The organism is Pragia fontium DSM 5563 = ATCC 49100 (assembly GCF_900112475.1).
In the GTDB taxonomy this organism is placed as follows: domain Bacteria; phylum Pseudomonadota; class Gammaproteobacteria; order Enterobacterales; family Enterobacteriaceae; genus Pragia; species Pragia fontium.
On sequence record NZ_FOLW01000005.1, the window covers coordinates 79,717 to 93,618 of the forward strand.

The following is a 13,902-nucleotide window of genomic DNA, read 5'->3' on the forward strand; positions in this document are numbered from 1 at the left end:
ATATTGCTCTATTCAATCTTTTATTGGTTTCAAAAAACTTTATATGTAAACTAAATTTATGTCAATTTGGTTTACTACTGGTTTTTATGCTTACTGATTTAGAATTCGATCGTCGCCATATCTGGCATCCTTACACCTCCATGACGGAGCCGTTGCCTTGCTATCCGGTGCATTCAGCGCAAGGCGTTGAACTTCAACTGGAAGACGGCAGGCGCTTAATTGATGGCATGTCTTCCTGGTGGGCATCGATTCATGGCTATAATCATCCGTTCCTCAATCAAGCGGTGAGTGAGCAGTTAGATAAGATGTCTCATGTGATGTTTGGCGGCATTACTCATCAGCCAGCGGTTGAGCTGTGTCGTCGCTTGGTGGATATCACCGGTGATGGATTGGACTGTGTATTTCTGGCTGATTCAGGCTCGGTGGCGGTGGAAGTGGCCATGAAAATGGCTTTGCAATACTGGCAGGCAAAGGGGCAACCCCGGCAAAAATTTCTTACGTTGAGCAATGGCTATCACGGTGACACTTTTGGTGCCATGTCGGTGTGCGATCCGCAAAACTCGATGCATCAGCTTTATCAGGGATTCTTACCTGACAATCTGTTTGCCGATGGGGTTGATATTCCTTTCGATGGTCAATGGAACGATAACGGTCTTGAACATTTCTCATCGTTGCTGAATCAGCATCATTCACAGATTGCCGCCGTTATTCTGGAACCCATTGTTCAAGGGGCCGGCGGTATGCGTTTTTACCATCCTAACTATCTGACACGGATTCGCCAACTGTGTGATGAATACCAGATTTTGTTAATCAGCGATGAAATTGCCACCGGCTTTGGCCGAACCGGTAAGCTGTTTGCCTGTCAGCATGGGCAAATTGTGCCGGATATTCAGTGTATGGGGAAAGCGTTAACCGGTGGTTATATGACGCTCTCCGCTGTGATAACCACGAGAAATATCGCTCAAACGATTAGTCAGGGTGAGGCTGGCTGTTTTATGCATGGCCCAACTTTTATGGCAAATCCTTTGGCCTGTTCTGTAGCCTGCGCCAGTCTCGATTTATTGGCGCAAAATCATTGGCAGGGGCAGGTGGCCGCGATTGCAGAAGGACTGAACAAAGGGTTAATGCCTTTGTTGGAGCACCCGCAAGTGCAAGATGTTAGGGTGTTAGGGGCGATAGGTGTTGTTGAAATGACCCGACCGGTGAATGTCGCCAGCCTGCAACAATTTTTTGTTAAACAGGGAGTATGGATTCGACCGTTTGGTAAATTGATCTATTTGATGCCGCCTTTCATTATCAGTTCTGAGCAACTTATTCGATTAACCACGGCCATTAGCGAGGCGGTATCAAGGCCCGATGTGGTTTTCGGCGAATAGACTATTTATTTTTGCCATTAGCTCAAATGAGAATGATGTTGATGGCAATAGAGAGTATGTTTTTATAATGCGAATAGCGATATAAGTGTTGGTTTTCACCTGATAGCAAAATATCTGTCGATGGAGTAAGGCGTTGGTCGTTTAATAAAATAAGCTATATATATTGCTGAGATAATAGACGATTAGAGACGTAACCTTATTGATTACTTAATAAATATCCAATTTCTGAGTATTATGGCTATATCACTATTGATCGCAGCCGTTTAGAATAATATCAAGAAGTAACTATTCGCTTGTTCCTTGGGACTATTTTCAGGAGACGTTATGCATTGCCCATTTTGTGCCGCTGTTGATACCAAAGTGATTGATTCACGTTTGGTCGGCGATGGTTCACAGGTTCGCCGTCGTCGCCAATGTCTGGTTTGTAATGAGCGCTTTACAACTTTTGAAGTTGCCGAACTGGTTATGCCGAGAATTATTAAGAGCAATGAAATTCGCGAACCGTTCGATGAGGAAAAGCTGCGTCGGGGTATGTTGAAGGCATTGGAAAAGCGTCCGGTGAATTCGGACGATATCGAAATGGCCATTAGCCATATTAAATCCCAACTGCGTGCTACCGGAGAGCGAGAGGTTCAGGCATCTATGGTTGGCAATTTGGTGATGGAAGCCTTAAGAAAACTGGATAAGGTTGCCTATATCCGTTTTGCTTCCGTCTATCGCAGTTTTGAGGATATTCGTGAATTTGGTGAAGAGATCGCTAAACTGCAGGATTAATACACATGCAAAATGATGCCCAATTTATGGCGCGAGCGCTGGAACTGGCGCGGATGGGGCGTTTTACCACAACGCCTAATCCAAACGTCGGCTGTGTACTGGTGCGCGATGGCGTCATTGTCGGAGAAGGGTATCACCATAAGGCCGGGGAACCCCATGCCGAAGTACATGCTCTACGCATGGCGGGTGAACAGGCGAAAGGCGCCACGGCTTATGTGACTTTAGAGCCCTGTAGCCACCATGGGCGAACGCCTCCCTGTGCTGACGCATTGGTTAATGCGGGGGTGGTAAGGGTTATCGCTGCAATGCAGGATCCCAATCCTGAAGTTGCAGGCCGGGGGTTGTACCGTTTACAGCAGGCCGGCATTGCGGTTGAACACGGACTGATGATGGCGGAAGCCGAAGCGGTTAACCGTGGCTTTTTTAAACGGATGCGCACCGGTTTCCCTTATCTTCAACTAAAGCTGGCGGCTTCTCTGGATGGTAAAACGGCCATGGCATCAGGTGAAAGCCAGTGGATCACTTCGGTGGATTCTCGTCGTGATGTTCAGCAATTCAGAGCGCAAAGTTCAGCCATTTTAAGCACCAGTGCGACAGTGCTGGCAGACAATCCATCCTTAAACGTGCGCTGGTCTGAATTGAACGATGAGATTCAGCAATATTACCCTCAGGATGCGCTTCGTCAGCCGGTGCGAGTTATTCTGGATAGGCATAATCGCTTAACGCCAGATCTAAAGCTATTTTCCCTGCCGGGTGATATTTGGCTGGTGCGTAGCCAAAAAGGCCATGAAAATTGGCCGCCGCATGTTGAACAACTGATTGTGCCTGAACATAATGGTGGTCTCGATCTGGTGGTATTAATGATGCAATTGGGTCGTAGGCAGATTAATACTATTTGGACGGAAGCTGGGCCTACTATTGCTGGCGCATTGCTACAGGCTGGCTTAGTGGACGAATTGGTTTTGTATCTGGCGCCGAAACTGTTGGGCGATGGGGCGATGGGGTTGTGTAAATTACCCGGTCTTGAGCGGTTGTCTCAGGCGCTGCAATTTAAACTACATGATGTTCAGCAAACCGGTGATGACCTGCGTTTACGCCTGTTTACCCACAGTTGACACCAATAATTACCCGTAGAGCGTAAATCCGCAGCGCGGCGCACGAAAGAGTATGATAGAATCCGCCCCCTTAATCGGGTTAATGAATCAAGAAACCAAGGGTATACTTTTATGAACGTTATTGAAGGTATTGTGGCAGCACCAGAAGCCCGTGTTGCTATTACTATTGCACGCTTTAACAGCTTTATTAATGATAGCCTGTTGCAAGGTGCTATCGATGCACTAAAACGTATTGGTCAGGTTTCTGATTCGAATATTACCGTAGTATGGGTTCCTGGCGCTTATGAGTTGCCATTAACTGCCCGTACATTGGCTGATACCGGTCGTTATGATGCGGTTGTTGCTTTAGGTACCGTAATTCGTGGCGGTACAGCGCACTTTGAATTTGTTGCCGGTGAAAGCAGCTCAGGCTTGTCCAGCGTTGCGATGAACAGCCAAATTCCAGTCTCTTTTGGTGTATTAACCACTGAAAATATTGAGCAAGCTATCGAGCGTGCCGGAACTAAAGCCGGTAACAAAGGTGCTGAAGCGGCGTTGACCGCGCTGGAAATGATTAATGTAATTAAGGCGATTAAAGCCTAAGAGTGAATGTTCACTCTGAAGGATTGATTGTCTGACTAAGATTTAAGGGGAATTCCGTGAAACCTGCAGCTCGCCGCCGCGCCCGTGAATGTGCCGTTCAGGCGCTTTACTCTTGGCAGCTATCTAAAAATGATATTGCCGATGTTGAGTTAGAATTTCTGACGGAACAGGACGTCAAAGACGTTGATTTAACCTATTTCCGTGAGCTGTTTTCTGGTGCGGCAACCCATGCTGGTGAACTGGATAAGCTGATGGCACCTTATTTGTCCCGTACGTTAGATGAGCTCGGGCAAATAGAAAGGGCAATTTTGCGTGTTGCAGTCTATGAACTGAGTAAACGCGAAGATATCCCTTATAAAGTGGTTATCAACGAAGCTATTGAGTTGGCTAAAACTTTTGGTGCAGATGACAGCCATAAGTTTGTTAACGGTGTTCTGGATAAAGTCGTTCCCCGTTTGCGCGTACGCAATGCAAAATAGTTTGTGCAGTTTAAACTACAATTTAGAAGCCAAGTAAGGCCGGCATTGCCGGCCTTACTGCTAAGTAATTCTGGAGTATCGCCGTTATGTCCAGTGGTGAGTTTGATATTATTGCCCGCTATTTCAATCGTCAGGGTAATACTCGCAAAGACGTCCGACTAGGTATTGGTGACGATTGTGCGCTGTTAGTCCCTTCCCAGAAGCAATATTTGGCCATCAGTACTGATACTTTGGTTTCTGGTATTCACTTTCTCCCCGATATTGATCCTGCCGATTTAGGCTATAAAGCATTGGCGGTGAACTTAAGCGATCTTGCTGCGATGGGAGCCGACCCTGCATGGGTTTCTCTGGCGCTGACGTTACCTGAAATTAATGAGCCTTGGTTAGACGCTTTCAGTGACAGCTTTTTCCGGCAGTTGAATTATTACGGTATGCAGTTGATTGGCGGTGATACCACCAAAGGTCCTCTTAGCCTGACCTTAACCATTAACGGTTGGGTGCCGATGAATAAAGAATTGACCCGTGGTGGTGCCAAAGTGGGTAACTGGATCTATGTGACGGGCTGGCTGGGCGACAGCGCCGCTGGTCTGGCGATTCTTCAAGACCAGTTGCAGGTTGAAGATAAGGAGGCCCGTGACTATCTGGTTAAGCGCCATCTACGTCCGACGCCGCGAATTTTGATGGGGCAGGGGATGCGCCAGTTGGCAACGTCAGCTATCGATTTATCCGATGGCCTGATCTCTGATTTAGGACATATCCTGAAAGCCAGTGGATGCGGTGCCAAGGTTTATCTCGACCGTTTGGTTTTTTCTAAGGCTTTATCAGACAATTGCCATCGAGAGCAAGCCATTCGTTGGGCGTTGAGCGGTGGTGAAGATTATGAACTGTGCTTTACCGTACCGGAAGATAATCGTGGTGCATTGGATACGGCGCTTTCTGGATTGGGGATTCCCTATACCTGTATCGGTCAGATTACGGCAAATAATGGATTACAGCTGTTCGATGGTAATCAACCGGTAAAGTTTGCAGGCCATGGTTTTGACCACTTTAGTTGATGGGGCAAGACTGCGGATTAGGTGAGTAGTGAATTGGTATCAGGCCTCTGGGGTACTAGGGATGAATGGATGTCTGGTCGCTATTGAGTTTCACTAAGCGATGGCAAAGATAAACATCATTGCCATCGCTTGTGAGTATTATTGATTCTGCCAGTCGGCTATCTGCCGAATAATACCGTTGGCATCTAAGCCTATATCAGCCCGTATTTCGTCCTGACTCCCTTGCGGAACAAAGACATCAGGTAAACCAATATTCAGCACCGGAATCATCTTGCGATGAGCCATTAGCACTTCGTTTACGCCACTGCCGGCACCACCCACAATGGTATTTTCTTCCAGCGTAATTAGCGCGTCATGACTTTCTGCTAATGAAAGGATGAGCGACTGATCCAACGGTTTAACAAAGCGCATATCCACGACGGTGGCGTTGAGCTGTTCTGCGGCCAGCAGGGCTTCAGGCAATAACGTACCGAAGTTAAGAATAGCGATTTTCTCCCCTTCACGACGTACTTTGGCTTTCCCGATGGGTAACATGGCCAGCGGCGTTAATTCTGCACCGGTTCCGTTGCCGCGTGGATAGCGTACGGCCACCGGACCTTGCTGATAATGGTGGCCGGTAAACAGCATTTGGCGACATTCGTTTTCATCGCTTGGCGTCATCACCACCATATCCGGTATACAACGCAGATAGCTGAGGTCAAAGGCGCCTTGATGGGTTGGGCCGTCAGCGCCGACAATCCCGCCGCGATCGATAGCAAACATGACCGGTAGTTTTTGAATGGCTACATCATGGATAACCTGATCGTAGGCGCGCTGTAGGAAAGTAGAATAAATAGCCACAATAGGCTTATAACCACCAATAGCCAGACCGGCAGCAAAGGTTACCGCATGCTGTTCTGCAATGGCGACGTCAAAATATTGTTCAGGATATTCACGAGAGAAACGCACCATGCCTGAACCTTCACGCATGGCTGGCGTTACCGCCATCAGTTTGTCATCGGTGGCGGCGGTTTCACAGAGCCAGTCACCGAAGATATTGGAATAGCTTGGGTATGAACTACCGCCTTTTTGTTGGGTGCCAGTTTCAGGATCAAACTTAGGCACGCCATGCCAGCCGATAGGATCTTTCTCTGCTGGCGCATAACCTTTGCCTTTCTTGGTCATGATGTGCAGGAACTGAGGACCTTTCAGGCTACGCATGTTTTTCAGCGTTTGTACCAGGGCTTGTACATCATGGCCGTCAACCGGACCGATATAGTTAAAGCCAAACTCTTCAAATAGCGTGCCGGGAACGACCATGCCTTTCAGATGTTCTTCGGTGCGCTTTACCAGCTCTTTAATTGGCGGTAAGCCGGATAACATCATCTTGCCGCTTTCGCGTAGAGTTGAGTAGAGCTTACCGGATAGAATTTGCGCCAGATGATTATTCAAAGCCCCGACGTTTTCTGAAATCGACATTTCATTATCATTCAGAATAACCAGCATATCGGGTTTGATATCACCAGCATGGTTCATCGCTTCAAATGCCATACCGGCGGTAATCGCGCCATCACCGATAACGCAGGCGGTGCGACGGCCTTTGCCTTCCCGCTGGGCAGCAACGGCCAAACCCAGACCTGCACTGATAGAAGTCGAGGAATGACCCACCGATAACACATCGTATTCACTTTCTTCACGCCATGGGAAAGGATGGAGGCCATCCTTTTGGCGAATGGTCGGCATGCGATCGCGCCGCTCAGTCAGAATCTTGTGCGGATAGGCCTGATGACCTACGTCCCAGACGATATGGTCGAACGGTGTGTTATAAACATAGTGTAATGCTACCGTCAGTTCTACCGTCCCCAGCCCAGAGGCCAGATGACCACTGGAGCGACTAACGCTGTTCAGCAGATATTGACGCAGCTCTTCGCAAAGCAACTGCAGCTTATCTTTTGATATCAGTCGTAAATCGTCGGGGTTATTTATTAACGCCAACGTTGGGTATTGGGTTATATCAAGACTCATCCAAAACTCGTCTAAAATAGTGTGCTTAAAAGTACAGTTTAATTATCACGTTCAATAATAAAACCGGCCAGTGCTTCCAGTGCCGCGGTATTATAAGACTGCGCAGCTAATTCGGATAGCGAATCCATTGCTTCCCGGTACAGATCTAAAGCCTTAGTCTGTGCGCCGGCGATACCCAGTAACGCTGGATAGGTGCTTTTTTCGTGTTGCAGATCGGAACCTTGACGCTTACCGGTTTTTTCCGTTGCGCCAACTACGTCTAAAATATCATCCTGCACCTGAAAGGCGAGACCGATAGCATTAGCATAGCGATCCAACAATGGCAACGCCGCTTTGCCCGGTTCGCCTGCGGCTAAAGCGGCCAAGCGGATAGCGGCACGAATCAGGGCACCCGTTTTATGGCGGTGGATGCGTTCAAGCTCTTGCAGATTAACCTTACGTTTTTCTGCCTCCAGATCCAGCGCTTGTCCGGCACACATACCGGCAGCGCCACTGGCATGAGCCAGTTCACCGATCATGGCCAAGCGGTCAGCGATCTGAACGTCGGGCATTGGCGCATCGCACAAAATCGAAAATGCCAGCGTTTGCAACGCATCACCGGCTAAAATGGCATGGGCTTCGCCGAATTTGATATGACAGGTTGGTTGGCCGCGGCGTAAGTCATCGTCATCCATCGCCGGTAGATCATCGTGAATCAGGGAGTAGGCGTGAATACATTCAATCGCTGCTGCCGGCGCATCAAGATTATCTGGTGACAGCCCAAGCATTTCTCCGGTGGCATAGACCAAAAATGGTCTTAGCCGCTTTCCCCCAAGCAGGGCTCCGTGACGCATGGCTTCTACCATTGCTGATTGATTAAACGGCAGAGAGGAAATATATCCTTCAATGGCGCGATCAACACGATGGCGATGTTGGGTTTGAAGCTCAATAAACGAACTCATCAGGCTTCATCCGGCTCAAAAGGTGAAAGTTGAGCCTGTGCATCGCCGTTCAACAGGATTTGTACCCGTTGTTCTGCTTGCTGTAGCTGTTGCTGACCTTGACGTGCCAGTTGGATACCGCGTTCAAACTCATTTAACGCGTCTTCCAGCGGTAAATCACCGCTTTCAAGGCGATTAACAATATGTTCCAGTTCACTGAGCGCAGTTTCAAAACTGGCTGGCTGAGGCGCTTTTTTTGGCATTTTGGGCATATTTAGTAGTGGTTTCGATTAAATGTTGTAAGCAATCACGGGTGATTTGATATCTTTGTGTTGTCGCTAATCATAACACCACTAATGTGGCCTTACGCTGATTATTCTATTGGCGATGGTTAAACCATACCTTATCAATGTAACGGAGTTTACCATTAAATGGCTTATAAGAATGTGTTTTGACCATGAAATTGTGCTCTTGTACATAATATTAACATGTTACCCATGAATAAGTTGAATAAGTAACCTAGCGTCCATACCGCCAAAGGCGATAAATCTTAATTTCCCCATGATTAGTCCGTGTTAATTTGTGTTCAACGGCTCTACACTGATTTACCTGTTAAAGATAAACGGATGCATTTTCTGATGATGCCAACATTTAGCCACGATTATTACGATGAACTGCCGGGTTTCTATACCGAGCTTAATCCAACGCCTTTAACACAGTCTAGGCTGCTGTATCATAGTCAGCCGTTAGCGCAAGAACTGGGATTGGATAACGCACTGTTTGTTGGCGATAACCAGAAAATATGGTCAGGGGAACGACTGCTGCCGGGTATGAAACCGCTGGCACAAGTTTACAGCGGTCATCAGTTTGGTGTCTGGGCCGGTCAATTAGGCGATGGGCGCGGTATCTTATTGGGTGAGCAATTACCTGAACATGGGCCTAAAGTGGACTGGCACCTGAAAGGGGCAGGGCTCACACCTTATTCACGAATGGGGGATGGCAGAGCGGTGTTGCGCTCGGTAGTTCGAGAATTTCTGGCTTCTGAGGCTTTGCATTATCTTGGCATTCCAACCACCCGAGCATTGACGATTGTCACCAGCCAACAACCAGTATTTCGTGAACAGCCGGAACGTGGTGCCATGTTAATGCGCATTGCGGAAAGCCATATTCGCTTCGGTCATTTTGAACATTTTTATCATCGCAATCAGCAGGAGCAGGTTCAACAATTGGCTGACTACGCGATTGCTCATCACTGGCCGCAGTTGGTTGGTCAGAGCGATAGCTATTTTCTATGGTTTAAAGATATCGTTGAACGTACCGCCAGATTGATTGCCCAGTGGCAGTCCGTCGGTTTTGCCCATGGGGTGATGAATACCGACAATATGTCGATTTTGGGGCTTACCATCGATTTTGGCCCTTACGGTTTTCTGGATGATTACAACCCGCAGTATATCTGTAATCACAGTGATTATAATGGGCGATACGCTTTTAATAATCAGCCATCGGTGGCCTATTGGAATCTACATAAACTGGCGAATGCGTTATCTGGATTGATGACCATGGAACAGTTGCAGGCCGGATTGGCCGCGTATGAGCCTGCGTTAATGAGCGCTTATGGTCAACTGATGCGCGCCAAACTGGGTATGTTTACTACAGATACGCAGGATAATGATTTATTAAATCAACTGCTGGATTTAATGGCCAAAGAAAAACGAGATTATACCCGGACATTTAGTTTACTCAGTCAGGTAGAACAGTCTGATAGTCAGGTTGCCCTACGTGATGAATTTATCGATCGCCAAGCGTTTGATACATGGTATCAGGCATATCGAGGGCGTTTGCAGCAGGAACAGGTGAGTGATGAACAGCGCCAGCAGACCATGAAGTCAGCTAATCCTCAGCGTATTCTGCGCAACTATCTTGCCCAGCAAGCTATCGAAGCCGCAGAGCAAGATGACATTAGCATACTGGCTCACCTTCATCAGGGATTGCAGGTGCCTTATCAGGACGCTACTGAATTTGATGACCTTACCGCGCTGCCGCCGGAATGGGGAAAAACGCTGGAAATTTCCTGTTCCAGCTGATTTTTTGGTGAAATTGGTAAAATATCGCCGCCGGCGTTGATTGTTTAGTGCGCCGGTTCCCCTTCAGGGTGTATACTCCTCGCCCAGAAAATACACCCATCCTTTTTTTGTTCTAACTACGTAAGTATTCGCAACTATCATGAAGTTTATCATTAAGCTGTTCCCAGAAATTACCATCAAAAGCCAGTCTGTTCGTATGCGCTTTATTAAAATACTCACCGGAAGCGTCCGTAACGTATTAAGGCAGCAGATTGAAGAGTGTGCCGTGGTGCGCCACTGGGATTATCTGGAAGTCAGAACCAAAGATGAGTCAAATGCGCCGATTATTCGTGAGGCATTGACGCGAATTCCGGGTATTCACCATATTCTGGAAGTGGATGAACGTCCGTATACGGATATGCATGATATCTTCGAGCAGACGTTAGCGAACTATCGCGAGCAATTGGAAGGCAAGACTTTCTGTGTACGTGTAAAGCGTCGCGGTAAGCAACCTTTTAACTCGCAGGACGTAGAGCGTTACGTTGGCGGTGGCTTGAATCAACATATTGAATCGGCCAAAGTTAATTTGACCAAGCCTCAGGTCACGGTGCGTTTAGAAATTGAAGACGATCGTTTGATTCTGGTTCAGGCGCGTTATGAAGGTTTAGGTGGCTTCCCGATTGGTACTCAGGAAGATGTACTTTCTCTGATTTCCGGCGGTTTCGATTCTGGCGTCTCCAGCTATATGTTGATGCGTCGCGGCTGTCGTGTGCACTACTGTTTCTTCAATTTAGGTGGGGCAACCCATGAAATTGGGGTGAAACAGGTGGCTCACTATATTTGGAACCGTTTTGGCAGTTCGCACAAAGTACGCTTTATTTCCGTGGATTTTGCTCCAGTGGTTGGCGAAATTCTGGAGAAAGTGGACGATGGCCAAATGGGCGTGGTGCTAAAACGCATGATGGTCAGAGCCTCATCTGCAATTGCCGAGCGTTATGGCGTGCAAGCGATTGTGACCGGTGAAGCGTTAGGTCAGGTTTCCAGTCAGACATTAACCAATTTGCGTCTGATTGATAATGCATCCGATACGTTAATTCTGCGTCCGCTCATTTCCCATGATAAAGAGCATATTATTAATATGGCTCGTCAGATTGGCACAGAAGATTTTGCTAAAACCATGCCTGAGTTTTGTGGTGTGATTTCCAAAAGCCCAACGGTGAAAGCAGTGAAAGAGAAAATTGAGGCTGAAGAGGCCAAATTTGATTTCACTATTTTAGAGCGTGTGGTGGCAGAAGCGGTGAATATTGATATCCGTCAGATTGCCGAGCAGGCTCAGCAGCAGATTACTGAGGTTGAGACCGTCGCTGCTTTTGGTGCTAAAGATGTGATTATTGATATTCGTTCGTCTGAAGAGCATGAAAGCCAGCCGTTACAACTGGAAGGCGTTACGGTACAACATATCCCATTCTATAAGCTTGGGAGCGCATTCAGTGAACTGGATAAATCCAGAACTTACCTATTGTATTGCGATCGTGGGGTAATGAGCCGGTTACAGGCACTTTATCTACAAGAGCAAGGATACAATAATGTGAAAGTGTATCGCGCCTGATTTTATTGATATAGCAGGATGTTGGGCGTTTTTACCAGCATTCTGGTTATCAATCATCGGTGTTTTTAAGCGGAGCAATATGCTCCGCTTAATCATTTAGAGATAGGCATAGATACCGGGGGCAACCACCAGCTGTTCTGCGACTTCCGCTGCTTTTTCCCGATTAACCAGTAATTCAATTAGCTTTAGCCCAAAATCGATAGAGGTGCCCAGCCCTTGGCTGGTGACTAAATTGACGCGAGCGTCAAAATTGACCCGTCGATCAACCCATTTATCGGCCGGGATAAGATGTTTAAAGCTCGGATTGACCGCCATATTACCAAGCGGAAACAGATTATGGTGTTCCAAGACTAGTGCGGGTGCGGCACAAATGGCCGCCACAATATTTCCACTCATATGCGTTTGGCGTACTCTTTCTACCAAGAGCGGGCTATCGCGAAAACATTCTGCCCCTTTCACTCCACCGGGTAAAACCACGGCATCGAAATGTTGATCGACGACTTCGACCAGTGGGTAATCAGCGAGCAGTTTAACGCCGCGGGAACAGACAATTTGCAGACAGCCGTCACCTTCTACACTGGCGGTAACCACTTCGATGCCACCGCGCACCAATAGATCGATAGTGGTGACGGCTTCAGTTTCTTCGCTACCGTGGGCCAGACAGACTAATGCTCTTGGTGCCATGTGATGTTCCTTAATCAATAAGACTATCGGTCAAAAATGTTGCCGATGTCATCGCGTGGGGGTTAGAAAAATACTTGTAGATTATATAATTAAAAGTAGAAGATTTAAAATTGATGTAAACATCATGTTGATTTTAACCGCGTTTCAGCGACAAAGCGCAAGTTTTATTACTATTTCGATTTAAACAAATTTTACACCTGCTATTATCCCCACTTACATTAATAATAGGTAATAAGATATGAAAAAGTTTATTTTAGTTTGTGCGGCTGTTTTTATGTTGGCAGGGTGTGGTGGTGATAAAATTGATGGCTCAAATCGGGCGGCAATGGAAGCCTCTGTTGAGAAAATTATGAAAGCATTACCTGAGGAAAAACAGAAAGAGTTTGCTGGTTCTCTGGTGTTGATTTCATTAAAAGAGATGATGTCAGCCAAGTCAGAAGATGAAGGGGAAAAAGCACTGCTTAAAGCGCTAGGTGGTAAGAGCGCTGATGAGATAATCAAGGCCGCTGAAGAGATCAAAGCTAGCGGCAATAAGTAGTTTTTTGACATCTTGCCGCCCACAGCTGTGTTGAGGGCGGCAGATAAAACAACAGTATGAATTCTTTAGGGTATAAACAATCGGCATGCAGGCGCTTTGATTTTATTCTAATTTATTAATTATAATAATATTTGATGATTTTCATTGGCCATTTTTTATGGGTAGTATGATCTGTCATTAAAATAGCCAGAATTAAAAAGGAATAAATTATGCCATCTTTCGATATTGTTTCCGAAATTGAGATGCCAGAAGTTCGTAACGCCGTTGAGAATGCGAGCCGTGAATTGACCAACCGCTGGGATTTCCGCAATGTGCCAGCCAGTTTTGATCTGAATGAAAAGAACGAAACGATTAAAGTTTCCAGTGAATCTGAGTTTCAGGTACAGCAACTGTTGGATATTCTGCGTGACAAGCTATCTAAGCGAGGCATTGAAGGGGCTTCTATGGAGATCCCGGATAGTATGGATCACAGCGGCAAAACCTACAGTGTTGAAGTGAAGTTAAAGCAGGGTATTGAATCAGATATCGCTAAAAAAATTATTAAGCTGGTCAAAGACAGCAAGCTGAAAGTTCAGGCACAAATTCAGGGCGACCAGGTGCGTATTACTGGTAAGTCTCGTGATGATTTACAGGGTGTGATGGCGCTAGTGAAGAATGGTGAATTGGGGCAGCCGTTCCAGTTTAATAATTTCCGCGACTAAGC

General features: G+C 46.8%; 14 protein-coding genes. 10 read left to right on the plus strand and 4 right to left on the minus strand.

The window, feature by feature from the left end; genetic code table 11:
* Positions 1 to 86 precede the first annotated feature (86 nt).
* From bioA to thiL, 6 genes are all read left to right on the plus strand, one after another.
* Positions 87 to 1,376, plus strand: a complete 1,290-nt coding sequence (bioA, locus tag BMZ28_RS09160) for an adenosylmethionine--8-amino-7-oxononanoate transaminase (RefSeq protein ID WP_074822605.1) — start codon at positions 87 to 89, stop codon at positions 1,374 to 1,376.
* A 324-nt stretch (positions 1,377 to 1,700) separates the two neighbouring features.
* Positions 1,701 to 2,150: a transcriptional regulator NrdR gene (gene nrdR / locus BMZ28_RS09165; RefSeq protein WP_047781512.1), complete on the plus strand. Its 450-nt coding sequence runs from the start codon at positions 1,701 to 1,703 to the stop codon at positions 2,148 to 2,150.
* Positions 2,151 to 2,155: 5 nt separating this feature from the next.
* Positions 2,156 to 3,265, plus strand: coding sequence for a bifunctional diaminohydroxyphosphoribosylaminopyrimidine deaminase/5-amino-6-(5-phosphoribosylamino)uracil reductase RibD (gene ribD, locus BMZ28_RS09170; RefSeq protein WP_074822607.1), 1,110 nt, complete (start codon positions 2,156 to 2,158; stop codon positions 3,263 to 3,265).
* A 111-nt stretch (positions 3,266 to 3,376) separates the two neighbouring features.
* Positions 3,377 to 3,847, plus strand: a complete 471-nt coding sequence (ribH, locus tag BMZ28_RS09175) for a 6,7-dimethyl-8-ribityllumazine synthase (RefSeq protein WP_047781510.1) — start codon at positions 3,377 to 3,379, stop codon at positions 3,845 to 3,847.
* 56 nt (positions 3,848 to 3,903) lie between these two features.
* A complete protein-coding gene (nusB, locus tag BMZ28_RS09180; protein WP_047781509.1) occupies positions 3,904 to 4,326 on the plus strand; it encodes a transcription antitermination factor NusB in 423 nt (140 codons plus the stop codon).
* A gap of 86 nt (positions 4,327 to 4,412) precedes the next feature.
* Entirely contained in the window at positions 4,413 to 5,381 is a 969-nt protein-coding gene (gene thiL / locus BMZ28_RS09185) for a thiamine-phosphate kinase (RefSeq protein WP_074822609.1), read from the plus strand.
* Positions 5,382 to 5,519: 138 nt separating this feature from the next.
* Here thiL and dxs read toward each other — a convergent pair whose 3' ends face one another.
* The 3 genes from dxs to xseB are packed head-to-tail and all read right to left on the minus strand — an operon-like array spanning position 5,520 to position 8,568.
* Entirely contained in the window at positions 5,520 to 7,385 is a 1,866-nt protein-coding gene (gene dxs, locus BMZ28_RS09190; RefSeq protein WP_074822612.1) for a 1-deoxy-D-xylulose-5-phosphate synthase, read from the minus strand.
* Between the two features lie 38 nt (positions 7,386 to 7,423).
* Positions 7,424 to 8,326 (minus strand): (2E,6E)-farnesyl diphosphate synthase, encoded by a 903-nt coding sequence (ispA, locus tag BMZ28_RS09195; protein ID WP_047781506.1) that lies wholly within the window; start codon positions 8,324 to 8,326, stop codon positions 7,424 to 7,426.
* A complete protein-coding gene (gene xseB / locus BMZ28_RS09200) occupies positions 8,326 to 8,568 on the minus strand; it encodes an exodeoxyribonuclease VII small subunit (RefSeq protein ID WP_074822835.1) in 243 nt (80 codons plus the stop codon). Before xseB ends, ispA begins: the two co-directional genes overlap by 1 nt.
* A 378-nt stretch (positions 8,569 to 8,946) precedes the next feature.
* On the opposite strand from xseB, the gene BMZ28_RS09205 reads away from it, so the two are divergent.
* Positions 8,947 to 10,389 carry a protein adenylyltransferase SelO gene (locus BMZ28_RS09205; RefSeq protein ID WP_074822837.1) on the plus strand — a complete coding sequence of 481 codons (1,443 nt, stop codon included), beginning with the start codon at positions 8,947 to 8,949 and terminating at the stop codon, positions 10,387 to 10,389.
* Positions 10,390 to 10,528: 139 nt separating this feature from the next.
* Positions 10,529 to 11,977 carry a tRNA uracil 4-sulfurtransferase ThiI gene (gene thiI / locus BMZ28_RS09210; protein ID WP_074822615.1) on the plus strand — a complete coding sequence of 483 codons (1,449 nt, stop codon included), beginning with the start codon at positions 10,529 to 10,531 and terminating at the stop codon, positions 11,975 to 11,977.
* Between the two features lie 96 nt (positions 11,978 to 12,073).
* On the opposite strand, the gene yajL is transcribed toward thiI, so the two are convergent.
* A complete protein-coding gene (gene yajL, locus BMZ28_RS09215; RefSeq protein ID WP_074822619.1) occupies positions 12,074 to 12,661 on the minus strand; it encodes a protein deglycase YajL in 588 nt (195 codons plus the stop codon).
* Positions 12,662 to 12,899: 238 nt separating this feature from the next.
* Here yajL and BMZ28_RS09220 point away from each other — a divergent pair, with 238 nt between their 5' ends.
* Both BMZ28_RS09220 and BMZ28_RS09225 read left to right on the plus strand, forming a co-directional pair.
* Positions 12,900 to 13,199: a DUF6694 family lipoprotein gene (locus tag BMZ28_RS09220; protein WP_047781503.1), complete on the plus strand. Its 300-nt coding sequence runs from the start codon at positions 12,900 to 12,902 to the stop codon at positions 13,197 to 13,199.
* 209 nt (positions 13,200 to 13,408) lie between these two features.
* The gene (locus BMZ28_RS09225) at positions 13,409 to 13,900 is read left to right on the plus strand and encodes a YajQ family cyclic di-GMP-binding protein (protein WP_047781502.1); all 492 of its coding nucleotides are present in this window, start codon (positions 13,409 to 13,411) and stop codon (positions 13,898 to 13,900) included.
* Positions 13,901 to 13,902: the final 2 nt, after the last annotated feature.